The 19,198-nt window shown below is 64.6% G+C and carries 16 protein-coding genes; 14 read left to right on the top strand and 2 right to left on the bottom strand.

Annotation, left to right across the window (positions count from 1 at the left end):
- Window positions 1-96 precede the first annotated feature (96 nt).
- The 10 genes from nrdR to O0880_RS25095 all read left to right on the top strand — a co-directional run bounded on the left by nrdR (window position 97) and on the right by O0880_RS25095 (window position 12,327).
- On the top strand, window positions 97-558 hold the full coding sequence (gene nrdR, locus O0880_RS25140) for a transcriptional regulator NrdR (protein ID WP_289889288.1): 462 nt from the start codon (window positions 97-99) through the stop codon (window positions 556-558).
- 377 nt (window positions 559-935) lie between these two features.
- On the top strand, window positions 936-1,529 hold the full coding sequence (gene pilV, locus O0880_RS25135) for a type IV pilus modification protein PilV (protein WP_289889286.1): 594 nt from the start codon (window positions 936-938) through the stop codon (window positions 1,527-1,529).
- Window positions 1,526-2,485 carry a PilW family protein gene (locus O0880_RS25130; RefSeq protein WP_289889284.1) on the top strand — a complete coding sequence of 320 codons (960 nt, stop codon included), beginning with the start codon at window positions 1,526-1,528 and terminating at the stop codon, window positions 2,483-2,485. Before pilV ends, O0880_RS25130 begins: the two co-directional genes overlap by 4 nt.
- A gap of 8 nt (window positions 2,486-2,493) precedes the next feature.
- Window positions 2,494-3,153: a PilX N-terminal domain-containing pilus assembly protein gene (locus O0880_RS25125; RefSeq protein WP_289889283.1), complete on the top strand. Its 660-nt coding sequence runs from the start codon at window positions 2,494-2,496 to the stop codon at window positions 3,151-3,153.
- Entirely contained in the window at window positions 3,150-7,079 is a 3,930-nt protein-coding gene (locus O0880_RS25120) for a PilC/PilY family type IV pilus protein (protein WP_289889282.1), read from the top strand. Before O0880_RS25125 ends, O0880_RS25120 begins: the two co-directional genes overlap by 4 nt.
- A 291-nt stretch (window positions 7,080-7,370) precedes the next feature.
- Window positions 7,371-7,823 carry a type IV pilin protein gene (locus O0880_RS25115; protein WP_289889281.1) on the top strand — a complete coding sequence of 151 codons (453 nt, stop codon included), beginning with the start codon at window positions 7,371-7,373 and terminating at the stop codon, window positions 7,821-7,823.
- A 41-nt stretch (window positions 7,824-7,864) separates the two neighbouring features.
- Window positions 7,865-8,473, top strand: a complete 609-nt coding sequence (locus O0880_RS25110; protein WP_354669907.1) for a GspH/FimT family protein — start codon at window positions 7,865-7,867, stop codon at window positions 8,471-8,473.
- Window positions 8,474-8,634: 161 nt separating this feature from the next.
- Window positions 8,635-9,735 (top strand): bifunctional diaminohydroxyphosphoribosylaminopyrimidine deaminase/5-amino-6-(5-phosphoribosylamino)uracil reductase RibD, encoded by a 1,101-nt coding sequence (ribD, locus tag O0880_RS25105; RefSeq protein WP_289889279.1) that lies wholly within the window; start codon window positions 8,635-8,637, stop codon window positions 9,733-9,735.
- 143 nt (window positions 9,736-9,878) lie between these two features.
- Complete coding sequence (locus O0880_RS25100; RefSeq protein ID WP_289889278.1) at window positions 9,879-10,511, top strand: riboflavin synthase; 633 nt, start codon at window positions 9,879-9,881, stop codon at window positions 10,509-10,511.
- A 277-nt stretch (window positions 10,512-10,788) separates the two neighbouring features.
- Entirely contained in the window at window positions 10,789-12,327 is a 1,539-nt protein-coding gene (locus O0880_RS25095) for a hypothetical protein (RefSeq protein WP_289889277.1), read from the top strand.
- Window positions 12,328-12,413: 86 nt separating this feature from the next.
- On the opposite strand, the gene O0880_RS25090 is transcribed toward O0880_RS25095, so the two are convergent.
- Window positions 12,414-12,839, bottom strand: coding sequence for an OsmC family protein (locus O0880_RS25090; RefSeq protein WP_289889276.1), 426 nt, complete (start codon window positions 12,837-12,839; stop codon window positions 12,414-12,416).
- Window positions 12,840-13,324: 485 nt separating this feature from the next.
- On the opposite strand from O0880_RS25090, the gene ribBA reads away from it, so the two are divergent.
- From ribBA to nusB, 3 genes are all read left to right on the top strand, one after another.
- Window positions 13,325-14,443 (top strand): bifunctional 3,4-dihydroxy-2-butanone-4-phosphate synthase/GTP cyclohydrolase II, encoded by a 1,119-nt coding sequence (gene ribBA, locus O0880_RS25085; protein ID WP_071324694.1) that lies wholly within the window; start codon window positions 13,325-13,327, stop codon window positions 14,441-14,443.
- Window positions 14,444-14,620: 177 nt separating this feature from the next.
- Window positions 14,621-15,103 carry a 6,7-dimethyl-8-ribityllumazine synthase gene (gene ribH / locus O0880_RS25080; RefSeq protein ID WP_071326615.1) on the top strand — a complete coding sequence of 161 codons (483 nt, stop codon included), beginning with the start codon at window positions 14,621-14,623 and terminating at the stop codon, window positions 15,101-15,103.
- A gap of 188 nt (window positions 15,104-15,291) precedes the next feature.
- Complete coding sequence (gene nusB / locus O0880_RS25075; RefSeq protein WP_071324693.1) at window positions 15,292-15,762, top strand: transcription antitermination factor NusB; 471 nt, start codon at window positions 15,292-15,294, stop codon at window positions 15,760-15,762.
- A 359-nt stretch (window positions 15,763-16,121) separates the two neighbouring features.
- Here the strand turns inward: nusB and O0880_RS25070 are convergent, their stop codons facing one another.
- Window positions 16,122-17,048 carry a lytic transglycosylase domain-containing protein gene (locus O0880_RS25070; protein ID WP_071324692.1) on the bottom strand — a complete coding sequence of 309 codons (927 nt, stop codon included), beginning with the start codon at window positions 17,046-17,048 and terminating at the stop codon, window positions 16,122-16,124.
- A 477-nt stretch (window positions 17,049-17,525) separates the two neighbouring features.
- Here O0880_RS25070 and ubiD point away from each other — a divergent pair, with 477 nt between their 5' ends.
- Window positions 17,526-19,010, top strand: a complete 1,485-nt coding sequence (gene ubiD, locus O0880_RS25065) for a 4-hydroxy-3-polyprenylbenzoate decarboxylase (RefSeq protein ID WP_083411947.1) — start codon at window positions 17,526-17,528, stop codon at window positions 19,008-19,010.
- Window positions 19,011-19,198: the final 188 nt, after the last annotated feature.

Genomic DNA, 19,198 nt, shown 5'->3' with positions numbered 1-19,198 from the left:
CCGTTGTGCCCATGGGCGCCCGGAGTGATTCGGGCGCCCTTTAATTTAAGAGCGGCGATTTTCCGTCATTCACTACTATAAAGTTGTATCCGCCACATGAAATGTCCATTTTGCCAGCACGGCGACACCCAGGTTCTCGATACGCGCGTATCGGAGGAATGGGATGCCATACGGCGCCGCCGCCGCTGCAGCAAATGCGACAAGCGCTTCACCACCTATGAGCGCATTGAACTTATCATGCCGGCCGTCGTCAAAAAGAATGGCAGCCGGACGGAGTTCGCTGCGGATAAGTTGCGCGGCAGTTTGATGCTGGCCTTGCGCAAGCGCCCCGTCGCGGCCGCCTCAGTGGACACGGCCATCGCGTCCATCCAGGAAAAACTGCTGACCAGCGGCTTGCGCGAAGTCGATTCCGGCTATATCGGCGAACTCGTCATGCAGGAATTGAAGCGCCTCGACAAGATCGCCTACATCCGCTTCGCTTCCGTCTACAAGAATTTCGAAGACCTGGCCGAGTTCCAGGATGCGATCGCCGAAGTGGGACAGGCGCGCAAGCCCTGATTTGCCTCTGATCGCGGCGCGCTGGCGGCTGGCGTGCGGCGGACGTTTCGGCGCCTTGCCGTCCGGCGATTCGTCGCCTCACTGTCGCACCATCTCATTCGTCCATCGTCCAGACTCGATGCACCCTGCAGGGCTGGCCGCCCTATGGCCGCATCGTCACGGCCGCGTGTAGGCGCCACCTGGCCATGCCGCGCGCGATGCTGCTGCTTGCCTGGCGTTTCCGGCAAGCGGTCTGATCAATTCCAGCAGCTTTTTTTCTTCGCGCCGCGCCTTTTTGCCACATCGTTTGCGCTGCCGCATACCAGAGTCTTTGACCGCGCCTATCGTGTAGCTGGGCCGCCCGTTCCTGCGGTCCGTTTTGCGCGAGGGAGCACTTCATGGACAACGGAGGCCGCCGCAGGGCGACGATGGTCGGCAGCAGCCTGGTCGAGGTGCTGGTGTCGCTGCTGCTACTGGCGCTGGGCTTGCTCGGCGCCAGCATATTGCAGCTGACTTCCCTGCGCGCGCGCCATGAGTCGGCGCTGCTGTCGGCCGGCGCCCAGCTGGCTTCTGGCATGGCCGAGCGCATGCGCGCCAATGGCGGCCTCCTGCATGGTCCCGACGCCAACAATCCCTATTTGAACCTGGCTTACGAAGCGGCGCCGGATGGTGACGAACCGCCTGGCGGCGCGCCCGACTGCTTTGGCGCCTCCGCCTGCGGCGCGGCACAGCTGGCGCAATTCGACATCGCCGAGTGGAAACAGCAGCTGCATGTCGCCTTGCCCGGCGCGCGCCTGCTGATCTGCCGCGACGCCCAGGCATGGGACAGCGCCGCGCAAGGCTTGCACTGGGCTTGCAGCGGCGGCAAGGGCGCGCCCATCGTCATCAAGCTGGGCTGGCGTGGCCGCCGTCCCGACGGCAAGCCTGCCGTGAATGGGGCCGGCGAGTCGCTGCCCAAGCTGGCATTGCAACTGGGCGGAGGCGGCGCATGAATGCCGCACGACGCTGGCGTGCCGGCATGAGCCTGGTTGAATTGCTGGTGGCCCTGTCCCTGGGTGCCTTGCTGATGCTGGCCGCCAGCACCGTGCTGCTGGCGGCCAGCGGCAGTTACTTCGACCAGTCCGCCAGCGCGCGCCTGGATGACAACGGCCGCTATGCGCTCGATGCCATCGCCAGGGCCGTGCGCCAGACGGCGTACGTGAATTGGGACAGCAGCGCCGCGCCGGTCGCCCACGCGGCGCATGACAGCGCCAATATCGCCGGGCTCGACGCGCACAGCCTGGACAAGAACAGCGAGGGCATCAGCCAGCCGCTGCCGGCCGCCGTGCATGGCAGCGACGTGCTGGCCTTGCGCTATTACGGCGCCGGCATGGGAGAGAACGGCGATGGCTCCGTCCTCAATTGCGCCGGCTTTGGCGTCGGCGCCGCGCAGACGGAGGCGCAGCGGGGCTGGAGCATTTTTTATGTGGCGCAGGGCGCCGACGGCGAGGGAGAATTGCGCTGCAAGTACCGCGGCGCGAACGGCTGGGGCGCCGACGCCATCATCCGTGGCGTCGACACCTTCCAGGTCCTGTATGGCCTCGATACGGATACGCCGCCCGATGGCGTGGCGAACCAGTTCGTCAAGGCCAGCGCGCTCGACGCTTACGATGCGGCGCTGCTGCTGGTGGGCGCCAGCGCGGCAGAACGCCAGCGCGACTTTGCCCGCCGCACGCACTGGAAGCGCGTGGCCAGCGTGCGCGTGGCGCTGCTGCTGCATGGCGAGGCGGGCGAAGCGGAAAAGACCGGGCCAGCGCAGTTCGACCTGTTTGGTGCCGCGTATGCGGAGGCGCATGGCGCCAGCGACACGGGCGTGCGCATCGCACGTTCAGCCCTGCCTGACGCCTTGCGGGGCCGGCTGCGGCACATGCTGCAGACCAGCATCCTGCTGCGCAACGGGCCGGCATAGGCGGCACGATGGCCAGCGCTGGCGCCAGCTGCGGCTCACCGGTTTGCCTCCAGCGGGGGGCGACCCTGGTGTACGTGCTGTGCCTGCTGGTCGTGATCCTGTTGCTGGGCATATCGGCGGCGCAGATGGCATTGCTGGGCGAAAAGGCGGCTCGCGGCGAGCGCGACCGGTATATCGCGTTCCAGGCCGCGGAGGAGGCATTGATGGATGCGCAGAACGATATCGAAGGCTTGCCCGGCGCGCCAGGACGCAGCAGCCTGTTCGCGCCGGGCAGCGCGGCGGGATTCACTGTCGGCTGCGGCGATGGTGGCGAGCTGGGCTTGTGCTTGCCGGCGGAAAAGGGCGCGCCGGCGCTGTGGCTGAGCATGGCGCTGGGCGGTGCCGAGGCGGCCAGCGGGAGCGACGGGAACCGCACCGTACCCTATGGCCGGTTTACGGGCGCGGCCATGCAGACGGGACAGGGCTTTTTGCCATTTCGCCGGCCCCGCTACATCATCGAGTTGCTGCCGTTTCACCTGCCCGGCGAAGAGGCGGGGGCCGTGATCGGCAGCCTCGCCACCGGAAATTATCTGTACCGCGTGACGGCCATCGGTTTTGGCGCGCAGGACAGCACGCAGGTGGTGCTGCAAAGCTATTACCGCAAGCAGGTAGCCGGAGCGGGGCCATGATCGCGCATCGGCATCGGCATTGGCTGGCGCTGCGGCGCGCTGGCCGGACCTGGCTGGCGGCACTGTGCTGGCTATGTTGCAGCGTTGCCGTTGGCGCCACCACGCCCACGGTGGCGCTGGAGCGTGCCGACGTTGGCGTGCACGGCGCTCGCGTGCCGCCGAATCTGCTGCTCAACCTGTCGTTCACGCACGCTGCCGCCGCTGCCGCGCATGCAGGCGACTACGCGCCACAGCGCGACTACGCCGGCTACTTCCATGCGCGCATGTGCTACCGCTATCCGTATCGCAGCAAGGATGGCGTGAGCGTGCCGGACTTGCGCGTAGCGACCGCTTACTTCTCTGTCCTGAAGCCGGCCGACGCGCAGCATGGCTGTGGCGGCGATAGTTTCAGCGGCAACTTCCTCAACTGGGCTAGCGCCAGCATGCTCGATATTGTCCGCTATGCCCTGACGGGCGGCGACCGCGTCATCGACGAGGCGCGCAAGACGGTGCTGCAGCGCGCTTATCTGCCTGACAGCCAGAACGGCAACGATGCCATCGACTTTTTCGCCCATCCCGCCTTTTTCCCACGCAAGGTCTTGCGCGAGGGCGTGGCGGCCGCGACACCGTTTGCGCTGGCGCAACTGGCCATCGTTTCCTGTCGCAACCGCCTGCTGTTTGGCGACGCTACGCTGCCGGCGGGCGGCAATTGCGACGTTCCCGGCGTAGCGGGCACTCACGGCGTGTTCCTGGCGCGGGTGCAGGTGTGCGATGTTACCGAAGGGCCGCTGCGCGCTGACCTGTGCCTCGCGTATGGCAAGTACTACAAGCCGGTGGGCGCCGTGCAGCGCCATGGCGGCAGGGTGCGCGTGGGCGTGTTCGGGCACCTGAACGCCGCGCCGCCCGGCGCTGGCTATGTCTACGGTGGCGTATTGCGCGCGCCGCTGGCCCATGCGGGCAGCCAGCGCTGGGCGGCGCCCGATTTTTTACCGCAAGACAATCCCGAGTCCGAGTGGAGTGCCGCCAATGGCGTGTATGTTCCCCAGGGCGCGGGCCATGGCGGCGGGGTGACCGCTTACATCAACGGCCTGGGCCGCAGTCATGTCCTGCATCCCGGCGCCTACGCCAGGGCGGCACCGACGGCCGAACTGCTGTACGAATCGCTGCGCTACCTGCAGGGGCGGCAAGCGAGCGCCGTGGTGCCGCCCGCCACGGCGCCGCCTGCCGTCGATGAAGGTTTGCCTGTCATCACCCAGTGGAGCGACCCGCTGGCGGCCAGTTGCCAGCGCCAGGTCGTCGTCAGCCTGGGCGACGCGGGCATGGCGGGCGATCGTTACGTGCCGGGCAACGTGCCGACGGCCAGTCCGCCCATGCATGCCAGCGACCGCGCCCGCGCGGCCGATGGCTATGCGCCGCCCGCGCTCGATGTCATGGCGTGGACGCGCGCGGTGGGCAAGCTGGAAGGCGAGGGCGGACAAGGCAATCCGGCGCCACGGCCTGAACTGGCCGGACTGGAGTTGCTGGCCGATGAGGCCGATGGCGCCAGCTACCATGCGGCCGGCTTGGCGTACTGGTCGCATGTGCAGGCGCTGCGACCCGGCGCAGGGGGCAAGGGCGGCAGCGCGGTCGAACACCATGCGGGCGACTTGCGTCCGGGCGACCCGGCCGGCGCGCCGCCCGTCACTCCCTTGTTGCTGGCGGCCAAGTATGGCGGCTTTCTTGACGAGGATGGCGACGCCAATCCCTTCCACAGCGCGGTGGGCAAGGCGATGGATGAGTGGAGCGTGGATGGCCGCTGGCCCAGCCATTACCTGGCGGGCAGCGACCCTGCGGCCCTGATCGCCGGCGTGCGCGCCGCCTTCGTGGCCGCCGACAAGGGGACAGGCACGGCGGCACTGGCCGGCCCCTCGCTGATGGCGCTGGCCAGCGGCACGGAGGAGGCGTACTGGTTTCACACGCGGATGCGCCTGGCCGATGGCGGCATGACCTTGTCGCGCACCGCGTTTGGCGTGGACGCCGATGGCGGCATGCTTGCTGGCAAGCCAGTGTGGCGCACCGGCGAGCGCGACAAGGCCATGGCGGATGCTACGCCAGCGACCTTGCGCCCCGTCTACACGCTCGATGGACAGGGCGCCCTGATGCCCTTGACCTGGAACAAGCTCGACGCGCAGCAGCGCGCCGCCTTCGCTGGCGGCGGTGGCGCTGATGGGCAGGACGATGGCCAGGGAGAGGCGCGGCTAGCCTATCTGCTGGGCGGAATGCTGCACGAGGTGGGGCGGCCGGGCGGCTTCCTGCGCCGGCGATCAGGCAGCCTGGGTACGGCGCCTTATGGCAACCTCGCGTACGTGGGCGCGCCGGCGCCGGGCATGCCGGGCGCGGATTACGCCTTGCATCGCAAGCTGCTGCTGCAGCGGAAAAGGATGCTGTACCTGGGCGCAAACGATGGCTTGCTGCATGCGTTCGACGCGCGCACCGGCAGCGAGCTGTACGCTTACCTGCCGCGTGCGCTACTGCGCCCCGCCGCGGCCATGGCGAGCACTCACTACAGTCCAGGCCCCATGCTGGACGGCGCCGCGGCCACGGCGGAAGTGCTGGTGCTGGGACATTGGAAGACAGTGCTGGTGTCCGGCATGGGGGGCGGCGCGCAGGGCGTGTTTGCGCTCGACATCACCGACCCCGCGCGCTTCGCGCAAGACGGGGCGTTGTGGGAATTTACGGACCGCGACGATAAGCTCATGGGCAACGTGCGCGCACCGCCGGGCTTTGCCCGCGTCAACATGGGCGGCAAGGATGGCGCGCCGGCCTACCGCGATTTTGCCGTGGTGGCCAGCGGCTACAACAATAGCGTGGACGATGGCAAGGATACGACGGCGCCAGCCTCTGCGGCCGCCATCTTCCTGCTGGCGCTGGACAAGCCGCCCGGCACGCCGTGGCTGTTGGGAAGCAATTACTACCGGCTGAAAGTACCGATGGCCAGCGATGGCGATGGAGAGGAGGACCCGGTCGCTGGTGCCGGTGCCGGCCTTGGCGCGGCAGCCACCGCCACCGCCCACGCGCTGGGGCCGCCCGCCCTGGTGCCGGGCAGCGACGGGGCGCTGGCCTATCTGTATGCGGGCGATTTGCAGGGCAATATCTGGCGCCTCGACCTGTCCATGGGGCCGCCGTGGAAGGATGGCGTGGGGCGCAAACGCATCTTTGTCGCACGCGATGCGCAGGGCCGGCGCCAGCCCGTGACGCAGCAGCTGAAAGTGGCGTATGCGACCGGCGGCGGCTATCTGCTGCTGTTTGGCACGGGCAAGCTGGTCGAGGCGGCCGACACCTGGCCGGCGGCCTTCCTGTCGCAAGCGTTTTATGCCGTCCATGACGACTTGCGCGAGCAGTCTCCCACGCCCACCCGTGCCGAGCTGGAGCGGCGCAGCCTGGGCGAGGCGGCGGGCGGCGTGCGCGTCGATGGCGCTGAGTTGCGCTACACGGGCAGCGATGCCATGCGCGGCTGGTATCTCGATTTTCTCGATGCCGCGCAGACGGGCGAGCGCAGCATCCACAACCCGGTACTGGCGGCAGGCAAGGTGGTGTTCAATACCGTCTTGCCGGGGCGCGACCCGTGTGCGCGGCCGGCTACGCGCGTGTACGTGCTCGACGTGCTCAGCGGTTTTGCCGCCGACGCCGCCGGCGTGGTACAGGCGGGTGCGCAGACGGGGCAGTTGCACGATGGCCTGGCGCGCGGGCCGCCGCTGGTGATGGAGCTCAACAGTACGGTGGCTGCCGCCAACGCGACGGGGCGTGCCGAGGGGCGCAAGGAACTCGCCGTGCTGCAGCCGGGCTTGTCTGGCGCGGCCGGGCTCAAGGCGCTCAAGGTGGTCAGTGCGCCGCTGCCCGCTGGGCGCATCAGCTGGCGCGAGGTGGCGAACTGGCGTGAATTGCACGAGGCGGCAAAAAAGAAATAGCGTGGCGAGCGCTGTAAAGAATATGAAATTGCCAAAGGTGCAATGAGGAGCGTTGGCGAACATTGATAAGGCAAGGGCCGTTGGCGAAGTCAGTGCGCAGCTGGCGCGGTGGCGGCGCACGCGTGGGCGCAGCGAGAAGGAGGGCGGGAAATGGCCGGGGCCGGGGCATGGAGATGGACAAGGCGGCAAGGCGGAACGCGTGCGCCGATGACCGGCGCAGGCAGTGGCGCTTGCCGCGAGGATCGGACCTGGCATCCGGTGTGTGCGCCGCGTTCCCGTTGCCGTGCCGCTGTGCCCGGTTTCAGCCTGATCGAGTTGCTGGCCGTGCTGGCGATCGTCGCCATGCTGCTGACGCTGGCCTTGCCTGCCTATCATGCTCATGTCGTGCGGGCCAAGCGCGTGCAGGGACAATCGGCCCTGTTGCGGCTGATGCAGCAGCAGGAACGTTATTACACGCAGAACAATCAGTATCTGGCCTTTAGTTCGGCATCGCTGGCGCCGCAGGCGCAGCAATTCCAGTGGTGGTCCGGCGAGGGGCCGGTGGGCAGCGCGGGCGGCAGCGCGTATGAAATCGAGGCGGTCGCCTGTCCGGACATGAGCATCGGCCAATGCGTGCTGCTGCGCGCCCTGCCGGGCACGGCGAAGGTGGATCCGCAGTTTCATGATACCGAGTGCGGCGTATTGTCCTTGAATAGCATGGGGCAGCGCGGCAGCAGCGGCCCCGCCAGCCAGTGCTGGCCCTAGCCATGGCCGCGCCGGAGAGGGCACCGCTCATGGATACACGGCTGAGGTACGCATGGCAGTTATGTGGAAGCGCTTTATCTTTCCGTGCGTGCGGCCAGCCACGCAGGGCAGGACATACCTTGCTGGAATTGCTGGCCGTGTTGTCGATCGCGGCGCTGCTGGCGGCAGCGGCCTTGCCCAGCCTGCGGCACTTGCTGGAACGCCAGCAGGTGCGCGTGGCCGCCACGGACCTGTTTTCCGCCATCGAATTGACGCGAGCGCAAGCGATGGCGCGCGGCCAGCGCGTGCTGCTGATGCCCGCCGGGTCCGGCGGCATGGATTGGCGCACGGGCTGGCTGGTATTTGTTGACAGCAATAGCAACCTGGCCTTCGATGGCGGCGACGAGCTGCTGTTCCGCCAGGGGCCGCTGGCGGCCGGCATCAGCGCCCAGTTCGCGTTTTCATCGGCCACGCCGCCGTTTTATATCGCCTACAATGGTGCGGGACGTAGTTGCAGCGCCACCAATAGCCTGGCGGCACGCTGGGGCACCTTGTCCCTGATTTTGGGAAAACAGGTGCGCCATATTAAAATCAATATGCTGGGCAGGGTACGAGTGTGCGATCCGCAGCAGCAGGCGGTCAATTGCAGCGGCGTGGCCGACAGCCAGTAGCTCGATATTGATGATGATCAAACCGCAGCAGCAGTTGCGCTACTTTTGATGGACACTCTATTGCTGGCATCCCTGAGTTGCCCCCTTGAGTTGCGCCATAGCTGCAGCATATAGTTGCGTCCCTTGATTACCTTTACACTCACCGTCAAACAAAGAAGCCTGTGGAAATACTCAACGATATAGATGGCATGCGCCTGGCGCTGGAATGGGCGGCGCGCGGTTTGTACACGACTTCGCCGAACCCCCGCATCGGCTGCGTGATCGTCAAGGATGGCCAGGTGATCGGCGCCGGCGTGACGCAGGCGGCCGGGCAGGATCATGCCGAGGTGCAAGCCTTGGCCAATGCCAGCGCGCGCGGCAACGATGTGCGCGGCGCCACGGCCTATGTCACCCTGGAGCCGTGCAACCACCATGGCCGCACGCCGCCATGCTCCGATGCGCTGGTGCGCGCCGGATTGGGGCGTGTCGTGGCCGCCATGACGGACCCGAATCCGCTGGTGGCGGGCCAGGGGCTGGCCAAGCTGGAGGCGGCCGGCATCGCCGTCACCACGGGCGTGCTGGCGGACGAGGCGTATGAGATGAATATCGGCTTCTTTTCGCGCATGCAGCGCGGCAAGCCGTGGGTGCGCATGAAAACGGCGGCCAGCCTGGACGGCATGACGGCTTTGCACAATGGCAAGAGCCAATGGATCACGGGGCCGGAAGCGCGCGCCGACGGCCACGCCTGGCGCGCGCGCGCCTGCGCCATCCTGACGGGCATCGGCACGGTCAAGGCCGACGATCCGCAGCTGAACGTGCGCGCCGTCGCGACGCCGCGCCAGCCGCGCCGCATCGTCGTCGACAGCCGCCTCGACATCAGCCTCGACGCGCGCATCCTGCAAGGGGGCGGTACGTGGATCGTGGCCGCCGTCGCCGATCCGGCCAAGGAAGCGCAGCTGCGGGCGCTGGGCGCGGAAGTCATCGTGCTGCCGAACGCGGCCGGCAAGGTCGACCTGGCCGCCCTGATGCTGGAACTGGGACGCCGGCAAATCAATGAAGTCCACGTCGAGGCCGGCTCCAAGCTGAACGGCTCGCTGATACGCGAAGGCTGCGTCGACGAGCTGCTCGTGTACCTGGCGCCCACCTTGCTGGGCGATGCGCAAGGCATGTTTTCCTTGCCCGCTCTCAGCGACCTCGACGGTCAATACCGCTTGCAGTTTCACCAGGTTCAGCAAGTCGGCGCAGATGTGCGTATCCTTGCCAGGTTCGGCGCGAGCACCTGATCAAGGTGGGGCAAGGGGCTGCCTGCCATGGCGTCCTATCCACGCTCTTCGGCAAGGCGCCGGCTCTGCACGTTGTACAGATGTTCCCGCCACCTTATTTATTACCTTTTATTACCCTTTAATTACTTCAATATAGGTTGACCATGTTTACAGGAATTGTTGCAGCCATTGGCAAGATTGAAACCGTGCAGCCGCTCGAAGGCGGCCTCGACGCAGGCGTGCGCCTGAACATCCACGCGGGCGGCTTGCCGCTGGCCGACGTGGCCCTCGGCGATTCGATCGCCATCAATGGTGCCTGCATGACGGTGGTGCAAAAATCGGACACGGGCTTTGCCGTCGATGTCTCGCGCGAAAGCCTCAATTGCACGGTGGGCCTCGATACCACCACGGAAGTGAACCTGGAAAAAGCCCTGACCCTGGCCGAACGCCTCGGTGGTCACCTGGTTTCCGGCCACGTCGACGGCCTAGGCATCGTGCGCAAGTTCGAAGCCGTGGGCGAGTCGTGGGAACTGGTCATCGAAGCGCCGCATGAGCTGGCGAAATACCTGGCCTTCAAGGGCTCCGTCGTCGTCAATGGCGTGTCGCTGACCGTCAACCGCGTGGAAGACCTGGGCGCGGGCGCCGTCAACGGCTGCCGCTTCTCGATCAACCTGATCCCGCACACGATCGCCATGACGACCCTGAAGCACCTGCAAGTCGATGGCAAGGTCAACCTGGAAATCGACCTGATCGCCCGCTATGTCGAGCGCATGTTGTCGCTGGATAAACAAGCATAAGCAGCTTGCCCCTCCGCATGCACCGCGCAGGGAGGGTGCTCCTGGCCTGGCAGCCGCCTGGGGCCTATGCCCGTCGGGCGCATCCCGTGCCGGTTGCGCATCGGAAGCGCGGACGAGGCGTGAGGGAGACGCATGGCGAGCCACGCGGCGACTTCCCGCTTCGGGGCGGCGCCAGCGGGGGATGCATTCAGCTGCCGGGATAGGCGCTTGGCCGCCAAGCGTGTGTTGCTTTTCCTGCAGGCGCGCATAATAGGGCTTTCCCCTGTGGAGGCCAGTCATGGATCCGATCTCGCGCGCCACCTTGCCCAATATCATACCGGCAACACCCCGTGTCGGCGAAACGGCGCCGCTGGCGCCGGCCGTGCCCATGCCCGCTGCAGGCGCGGCGGCAGCCATCTCCATCCTGTCGTCGACCCAGGTCGACATTTCCCCGCTGGGCCAGTTTTTGTCCGGCGTGGCCTTGTCGCGCCGCCAATTGCTGGCCTTGCAGGGCGCCACGGACGAGGCCCGGGCGGCAAATACGCCCGTGCATGTCGACGACGACTTGCTGGCGCTGGCGCGCCAGTTGACGGAATCGTTCGCCCAGCTGCAAACGAGCGGCATCGATGCCAGCCAGCTGGCGACGGCAGGCGATACGCCGGGCAGCCTGGCGCAGCGCTACGATTTGCTGTCGGGCGATGGCACGACGGGCGCCGCGGCTGCGCTGGCGCAGGACGGCAGCCTGCTCACGCAGGCGGGGCTGGCCCGCATCGGCATCGACTTGCGCAATGAAGAGGTGGATGCGGCCACCCTGCAGGCAGCGTATGCGGCCGACAGCAATGCCACTCTGAACGCCTTGCAGCAGGGAACGGACGTGCTGGCGCAGGTGGGGGCCGTACTGGCCCAGCGGCAGGGCGCCCTCGTTGCTACTGCCGTGGAAGCCGATCTGAATGGTGAAGGGGTGGCGGCCAGTGCTGTTGCGGGCCAAACGCCGGCGGCACAGGCTGCCGTGCTGGCCCAGACCCCCGGGGACGAACCGGCCATGGCTCCGCTGGATGCCTTGGGGCAGCGGCAGCTGGAAGTGCGGCAACAGATGGAAACGGAGGAGTTGCAGCAGGACTTGCAAGAGGTGCAACAGCAGTCGGCGCCAGATGCCGCGCAATTGCCGTCCGCCACGGCCGCCCGCGCCCAGCTGGCGCAGGCAGGCGAGTTGCCAGCCCAACAAGCACAACAACGCAGCGCCGATGTGCAGCGGCAGCAAGCGTTGCAGAGCGATGGCGTGCAGGAGCGCTTGCAGACGCAGCGGACCGATAGCGAGCGCATCGATGCCCAGCGTATCGACGGGGAGCGCCAGGTGCGCCAGCAAGTCTCGGCGGGAGTGGAACAGTTGCGCCAGGAGCAAGTCCAGCAGACGCAGTTGCAACAAGACCAGCGCCAGGAACAGGTGCGCCTGGCCGCCGACGAGGCGGTACGCACACAGCTGGCGGCCGACGACGCGCAGATGGCGGCGCGGGCGGCCGGCGAGCGGGCGCAGTCGCTGGCGCGCGAGGCGCAGGCCGATACCGATGCGGGCCTGGCGGCGGCGACGGCGCAAGCCCAGCTGGCGCAGCAAAATGCACAGGCGCAGCAGCTGGCCGCGCAAAACGCGGGCCAGGCCGTGCCGCCGCCGTCGTCGCAAGACCCGTCCGTGGCGGCGGCCATTGCCGCTTACAATTTGAATAACGCCGCCCTGAATCCCGGCCTGATGAACCGGCCGTTGCCTGCCAGCGACTCGCGTCTGCCGCTGGTGGCGCCGGTTGCCCCCGTGGAACCGGTCAAACCAGTGAACAAGGTTTGATATCAGCCAGATCGAATGTCAAGCAAGGTTTGATACAGCAAGATTTCAGCCCAGGATGCGGCTTGTGCAGCAGTCAATGCCACGACTCAAGGCAATAGCGTGGCATCCAGGGTAATGTTGGCCTTAAGTAACTTCGACACGGGGCAGCCAGCCTTGGCCTTGCCCGTCAATTCCTCGAACCTGGCCTGGTCGGCGCCCGGTATCTTCGCTTTCAGCACCAGGTGCACGGCCGTGATGGCAAAACCGTCATCGACCTTGTCCAGGGTCACGTCGGCTGTCGTTTCCATCTTTTCCGCCGTCAAGCCTGCTTCGCCGAGTATCAGCGACAGGGCCATGGTGAAGCAGCCCGCGTGGGCGGCGCCGATCAGTTCTTCCGGGTTGGTGCCGGGCTTGCCTTCGAAGCGGCTGGCAAAGCCGTAGGGATATTCCTGCAGCGCGCCGCTGCGGGTGCTGATGGCGCCCTTGCCATCCTTGATGCCGCCTGACCAGATGGCCGATCCGTTGGTTTTCATGCTGCCGCTCCTGTATGGGGTGTACCTGCAATGACGGGAAAGCGCCGGCGGCGGCTGGCGCGGCCGGGCGCAAGGGGAATCAGCGCCGTGGCGATGACTGGCTGATCTTATGCTCTTTGCAAGGCTGGCGGCGCGCGTTTTGGCCGCGCCGTTTGCGCTGGATCGAAGAATCGGCGCTTTGCCGGGCAGGCCGGGCTGCGGCTGCGGTGTTGCTGTGGCTACACTGTCTTATTTCAGGTCTGTCGACGCTAAATCCTTTAAAATAGCAGGTTATAAGAAAATTCCCGGAAATCCGCGGAATTTTTGCGCTTGATGTTTCAGGTTCAGGTTCAGTTTTTAGTTACATTAACAACGCCCGGCAAAACCGTAGCGAGCGGAAGGGACAGGTGGCTGAGAAGCGCAACCGTACGAAGGTACGGTGCGCATCGCAGGCCGCCTGGACCGACGCGCAGCAGGTTATGCCAGACGTCATACGAGGATGAATAATGTCTATATCCAGCACCGAAGAGATCGTCGCTGAATTGCGCGCCGGCCGCATGGTGATACTGGTCGATGAAGAAGACCGGGAAAATGAAGGCGATCTGGTGCTTGCCGCCGATTTCGTGACGCCTGAAGCAATCAATTTCATGATCACGCATGCGCGTGGCCTCGTTTGCCTGACCTTGACGGAAGAGCGTTGCGACGAGCTGAACCTGTCGATGATGACCTCGCGCAACGGCACGGCCTACGGCACCAACTTCACCGTTTCCATCGAGGCGGCAGAAGGCGTGACCACGGGCATTTCCGCCGCCGACCGCGCCAAGACCATCCAGGTAGCCGTGGCCAAGGGCACGCAGCCCAGCGATATCGTCCAGCCTGGCCATATCTTCCCGCTGAAAGCGCAAAAAGGCGGCGTGCTGATGCGCGCTGGCCATACGGAAGCCGGCTGCGACTTGACGGCCATGGCCGGCCTGACGCCCGCCTCCGTGATTTGCGAAATCATGAAGGACGACGGCACCATGGCGCGCTTGCCGGACTTGCTGGTGTTTGCCGAGCAACATGGCCTGAAGATCGGCACGATTGCCGACCTGATCCATTACCGCAGCCAGACGGAGTCGCTGGTCGAGCGCGTTGCCGAGCGCACCCTGCACACGGCGCATGGCGAATTCCGCCTGATCGCCTTCCGTGACAAGCCGAGCGCATCGGCCCACTTGGCCCTCGTGCACGGCGACCTGGCCCCAGGCCTGGAAGCGCTGGTGCGCGTGCACCAGCCCGTTTCCCTGCTCGATGTGCTGGAAAGCGAAGCGACCACCCATTCGTGGACGGTGGCCGCCTCGATGGCCGCCATCAAGCGGTCCGAGCGGGGCGTGATGGTCTTGCTGAACTGCGGCGAGACGTCGGGCGAGCTGTTTGCCCAGTTTGCCGCGCTCGATACGCCGCAAGCCAAGCCGAAAGGCCGCGCCGCCAGCATGGATCTGCGCAGCTATGGCATCGGTGCGCAAATCCTGCGCGACTTGGGTGTGAGCAAGATGCAATTGCTGGCCAGCCCGCGCAAGATGCCGTCGATGGTCGGTTTCGACCTGGAAGTAACGGGTTTTCAGTGCCATCCTGGCCAGGATGCCTAAGCAAATCTACTGCGCGTCGCGATTTGCGGCCTGCGATGCGCCCTGTACTGCCGTACAGTTGCGCTTCTCGGCCACCAATCACTGCCGCTCGCTACGATTTTGTCAGGCGTCGATGTGATAGTAAATGAAGGCGACATGTGCGTGTCGCCCTGAACCACCAGATTAAAGAGGCTTATGATGACCGTAGGAACATATGAAACCAATTTTGCCGGCGAAGGTTTGCGCGTCGGTATCGTCCAGGCACGATTCAATGAAATCGTCGGTGGTGGCTTGCTGTCGGCATGCCTGGAAGAGTTGAGCAAGCTGGGCGTGGCCGATGAAGATATCCTGCACGTGACCGTGCCGGGCGCCCTGGAAATCCCACTGATTCTGCAAAAAATGGCAGAAACCGAGCAATTCGACGCCCTGATCGCACTGGGCGCCGTGATTCGCGGTGAAACCTACCACTTCGAGCTGGTATCGAACGAATCGGGCGCGGGCATCACGCGCGTCGGTCTCGATTACGGCATCCCCATCGCCAACGCAGTGTTGACGACCGAAAACGACGAGCAGGCGGAAGTGCGCATGCTGGTCAAGGGAGCGGAAGCGGCACGCGTGGCAGTGGAAATGGCTAATCTGGCGCAAGCGCTGGAAGAGTTGCAGGACGCCGACGAAGACTGAGCGCGTGTGACAAGAATGCCATGGCGGCGTTGCGAGGCCTAGCCGTACTTTCGTACTGGCTTCGGCCTCGCGCCTTGCCCTGACATCCTTCTCACGCACGCTTGAGCTGTGGCTGCGCTGCCTAAAGGCGCACCATAGTGTCTCGCCGGAATTTGTAGTGAACAAGTACTTAAGAACAGGTAACAATCATGACTGAGAAAAATTTGCTCGCCAATCCCAGCAAAAACCGCACGCCGCGTCACCGCGCGCGCGAGTTTGCGCTGCAGGGCTTGTACCAGTGGCTGTTGAATAATGAAGACGCGACCACCGTCGTGAACAATATTCGCGCCGCGCATGGCTTCGACAAGGCGGACGGCGATCACTTCACGGTGCTGCTGTACGGCACGATCAAGGATTCGCTGGCGCTGCGCGACAGCATGGCCCCATTGATCGACCGCAATATCGCGGAACTGTCGCCAATCGAACACGGCATCCTGCTGATCGGCGCGTTCGAGCTGAAGAACAACATGGAAATCCCGTACCGCGTCGTCATCAACGAAGCGGTCGAGCTGGCCAAGTCGTTTGGCGGTATCGACGGCCACAAGTATGTGAACGGCGTGCTGGACAAGCTGGCAGTGAAATTCCGCGAGGAAGAAGTCAACGCCAACAAGCGCAAGTAATATATGTATACATCCTGCGGCTGGGCCGCACGGATGCAAAAAGGGCAGACTGCAAAGTCTGCCCTTTTTATTTGTGAAGCGCTGTCAACATATGGCCTCGCGCCTCTTCGCGGGCCTTGGTGGCCTCTTCGCGGGCCTTGGCGGCCTCTTTCGACCGTGGGGAGAAGCCAGACACCGGCTCTGTCGGTACGGCGAAGTTGGTGTGTGTACTGCGCCCGCCATCGCTAGTGAGCGGGCCGCGCAGCTGGTCCGAAGAGCGTGCGCCCAGCAAGCCGTACGCCGCAAGGCAAGAAAAAAGCCACCGGCACTTGCGTGCGGTGGCTTTTTTGCTGGATGCCCCTGTGAGGGCTTTTAAAGGGTCACAGGCCGGCGATCTCGTTATGCGGTGCAATCTTGATGGTAATGCTGCCGCTTTCCTTCGGCAGGGCAGGCGCCTGGGCTGGCGCCGGCGTGTTCGATGCCATCACCGGCGTCGTCGTCGGCACGCGCTGGCCGGCGGACACTTGCTTCAGGCGGCGGTATTCGGCCAGCACGCGCGAGCCGTAGCCCGAGTCGGTGGCGAAGTTGGCGGCGCCGACATAGGTTTTCAAGCCCGCTTCGACGGAACCGCCACGCGTGACGTAGTCTTTCAGGATCAGCGAGCCGACACGGATGTTGGCCACCGGATTCAAGGCTGCTTGCACGCCGCCCATTTCCTGGAAGCGCTCGTGGTGGATCTTCGACATGACCTGCATCAAGCCCTGCGCGCCCACGGGGCTTTCGGCGAACGGGTTCAGGCCCGATTCGATGGCCATCACGGCCAGGATCAGCAGCGGGTCGAGCTTGATTTCACGCGCCGTCAGGTAGGCCGTCGAGACGAGCATATTGGTCGCGTCGTTGGCCACGCGGTAGCGCTTGGAGAGCCAGTTGGTGACCCATTGCTGCTGCTTTTGCGTGCCCAGCAGGGCTTTTTCTTCCTTCGTCAGCGGTGCATCGTTGACGGCGGCCGTTTGCACGGAAGCAGGCGCTTCCATCAGTGCCGACAGGGCTGGTGCTTCCACGGCTTGTGCTTCTGCCATCGGCAGCGGGAACAGGCTGTGCGTCAGCTGCTTGCCCAGGTCCGGGCGGAACATCAGCAGGGCTATCAGTGCAAGTGCGGAAATGCCAAAGACTGTCAGTGTGTGTTGCGCCGTGGTCAAAACGCCACGTGCTGAAATGGCCGTTGCGCGGGCGCGCAAACGCGCCAACGCTGGCTGGCCAGCCACGGTTGAAGCAGGCAAAGCTGCTTCAGTGCTACGATGAGTCATAGAGTTCCCCGAAATGTCGCGTCAACAGGCAGTCCCTCCGCGGTCTCGCGGTGTTGTGGGTACTGCCAATGCCGTGCATCAGAAATATCATCGTTTCCGCCGCGTATGGATGCGTGCGAGAAACGCCGTCATTGCTTGCCTGAGCTGATCGGTCCCTTTTGGTATTGGATCAGTCGCAATACAACTTTTACCGGGGGTAAGGCAGACGCCTTTTGAAAACACTCCTTAAAATGTCATGTGGAGCCCCGACTCCGTGAATGAAGGAGAGACGCTAAAATCAAGCTCTGGGCCGGCGTCCTCTTTCAAGTTGGGCGAATTGTAGAAGCCGTTTTATATCAAGTCAATACTAACGAATCGTTTCTTTATTACTTTTATGTCTTACTTTTTGACTTGCATTGTGCCAAAAGCCAATAAAATCAATTACTTGGCATAGATCCTTCAGCAACGGCGTCCGACGTCAAAAAAAATTAAAAACACATGAAATATTCAGATTTGCGAGATTTTATTTCTCAACTGCAACAAATGGGTGAACTTAAGCCCATTTCAACGCCCATTTCACCGATTTTGGAGATGACGGAGGTTTGCGACCGCACCCTGCGCGCGGGCGGACCGGCCTTGCTGTTCAACCATCCGACGGGGCACACGATGCCGGTGCTGGGCAACCTGTTCGGCACGCCGCGCAGGGTGGCGCTGGGCATGGGCGCCGAGGATGTCAGCGAACTGCGCAAGATTGGCCATGTGCTGGCGCGCCTGAAGGAACCGGAGCCGCCGAAGGATTTCAAGGATTTGCTGGGTCTGGGCTCGCTGGTGAAATCCGTGTGGGACATGTCGCCGAAAGAGTTGCGCGGCGCGAAATGCCAGGAAATCGTCTGGGAAGGCAATGACGTCGACCTGGCGCGCCTGCCGATCCAGCATTGCTGGCCCGGCGACATCGCCCCCCTGATCACGTGGGGCCTGGTGATCACCAAGGGCCCGAACAAGAAGCGCCAGAACCTGGGTATTTACCGCCAGCAAGTGCTGGGGCGCAATAAGGTCATCATGCGCTGGCTGGCGCACCGGGGCGGCGCGCTGGACTTCCGCGAGCACGCCATCCAGAGCAAGGGCAAGCCATATCCGATCGCCGTCGCGCTGGGCGCCGATCCCGCTACTATATTAGGCGCCGTGACGCCGGTGCCGGACAGCCTGTCCGAATACCAGTTCGCCGGCTTGCTGCGCGGCAGCCGCACCGAGCTGGTGAAGGCCATCGGCAGCGAGCTGCGCGTGCCCGCGTCGGCCGAGATCGTGCTGGAAGGCCATATCTATCCCGATGAAAACCATCCGAGCGGCTACGAGCATGCGCTGGAAGGGCCGTATGGCGACCACACGGGCTACTATAATGAGCAGGACAGTTTCCCCGTGTTTACCATCGACCGCATCACCATGCGCCGTGACCCGATTTACCACTCCACGTATACGGGCAAGCCGCCGGACGAGCCGGCCGTGCTGGGCCTGGCGCTGAACGAAGTGTTCGTGCCGCTGCTGCAAAAGCAGTTCAGCGAGATCACCGACTTTTACCTGCCGCCCGAAGGCTGCAGCTACCGCATGGCCGTGGTGCAGATCAAGAAACAGTATGCGGGTCACGCCAAGCGCGTGATGTTCGGCGTGTGGAGCTTCTTGCGCCAGTTCATGTATACCAAGTTCATCGTCGTCGTCGACGAAGACGTCGATATCCGCGACTGGAAAGAGGTCATCTGGGCCATCACCACGCGCGTCGACCCGATCCGCGACACGACCCTGGTCGACAATACGCCGATCGACTACCTGGACTTCGCCTCGCCGATCAGCGGCCTGGGCAGCAAGATGGGCATCGACGCGACGAATAAGTGGCCGGGCGAAACGACGCGCGAGTGGGGCACGACGATCGCCATGACGCCGGAAGTGAAGGCGAAGGTGGATGGCATCTGGCAGGAGCTGGGCTTGTAGGGACTACGTAGGTCGGGTTAGCGCTTGCGCGTAAGCCGACGTTGCGGCGCTTGCATGCGCATGGTGAGCATGGCTTGCATGCTCATGGTGGGCATACTCAGCAGTGTCGGCTTACGGCCTGCGGCCTAAGCCGACCTACGCCGGCCTGCGCAGGAAATGATTGCGCCCGATACGGCAACTTCCCCAAT

The sequence above is a fragment of the Janthinobacterium sp. SUN118 genome (genome assembly GCF_030397695.1).
Taxonomy (GTDB): domain Bacteria; phylum Pseudomonadota; class Gammaproteobacteria; order Burkholderiales; family Burkholderiaceae_D; genus Janthinobacterium.
Note: the sequence above shows the minus strand (reverse complement) of the source record. Positions and strands in the feature narration are given on the sequence as shown.

What these genes read in the sequence shown, in the direction of transcription:
- nrdR (WP_289889288.1), top strand. Translation starts at nt 97, where the DNA reads ATGAAATGTCCATTTTGCCAGCACGGCGACACCCAGGTTCTCGATACG.
- pilV (WP_289889286.1), top strand. Translation starts at nt 936, where the DNA reads ATGGACAACGGAGGCCGCCGCAGGGCGACGATGGTCGGCAGCAGCCTG.
- O0880_RS25130 (WP_289889284.1), top strand. Translation starts at nt 1,526, where the DNA reads ATGAATGCCGCACGACGCTGGCGTGCCGGCATGAGCCTGGTTGAATTG.
- O0880_RS25125 (WP_289889283.1), top strand. Translation starts at nt 2,494, where the DNA reads ATGGCCAGCGCTGGCGCCAGCTGCGGCTCACCGGTTTGCCTCCAGCGG.
- O0880_RS25120 (WP_289889282.1), top strand. Translation starts at nt 3,150, where the DNA reads ATGATCGCGCATCGGCATCGGCATTGGCTGGCGCTGCGGCGCGCTGGC.
- O0880_RS25100 (WP_289889278.1), top strand. Translation starts at nt 9,879, where the DNA reads ATGTTTACAGGAATTGTTGCAGCCATTGGCAAGATTGAAACCGTGCAG.
- O0880_RS25095 (WP_289889277.1), top strand. Translation starts at nt 10,789, where the DNA reads ATGGATCCGATCTCGCGCGCCACCTTGCCCAATATCATACCGGCAACA.
- O0880_RS25090 (WP_289889276.1), bottom strand. Translation starts at nt 12,839, where the DNA reads ATGAAAACCAACGGATCGGCCATCTGGTCAGGCGGCATCAAGGATGGC.
- ribBA (WP_071324694.1), top strand. Translation starts at nt 13,325, where the DNA reads ATGTCTATATCCAGCACCGAAGAGATCGTCGCTGAATTGCGCGCCGGC.
- ribH (WP_071326615.1), top strand. Translation starts at nt 14,621, where the DNA reads ATGACCGTAGGAACATATGAAACCAATTTTGCCGGCGAAGGTTTGCGC.
- nusB (WP_071324693.1), top strand. Translation starts at nt 15,292, where the DNA reads ATGACTGAGAAAAATTTGCTCGCCAATCCCAGCAAAAACCGCACGCCG.
- O0880_RS25070 (WP_071324692.1), bottom strand. Translation starts at nt 17,048, where the DNA reads ATGACTCATCGTAGCACTGAAGCAGCTTTGCCTGCTTCAACCGTGGCT.
- ubiD (WP_083411947.1), top strand. Translation starts at nt 17,526, where the DNA reads ATGAAATATTCAGATTTGCGAGATTTTATTTCTCAACTGCAACAAATG.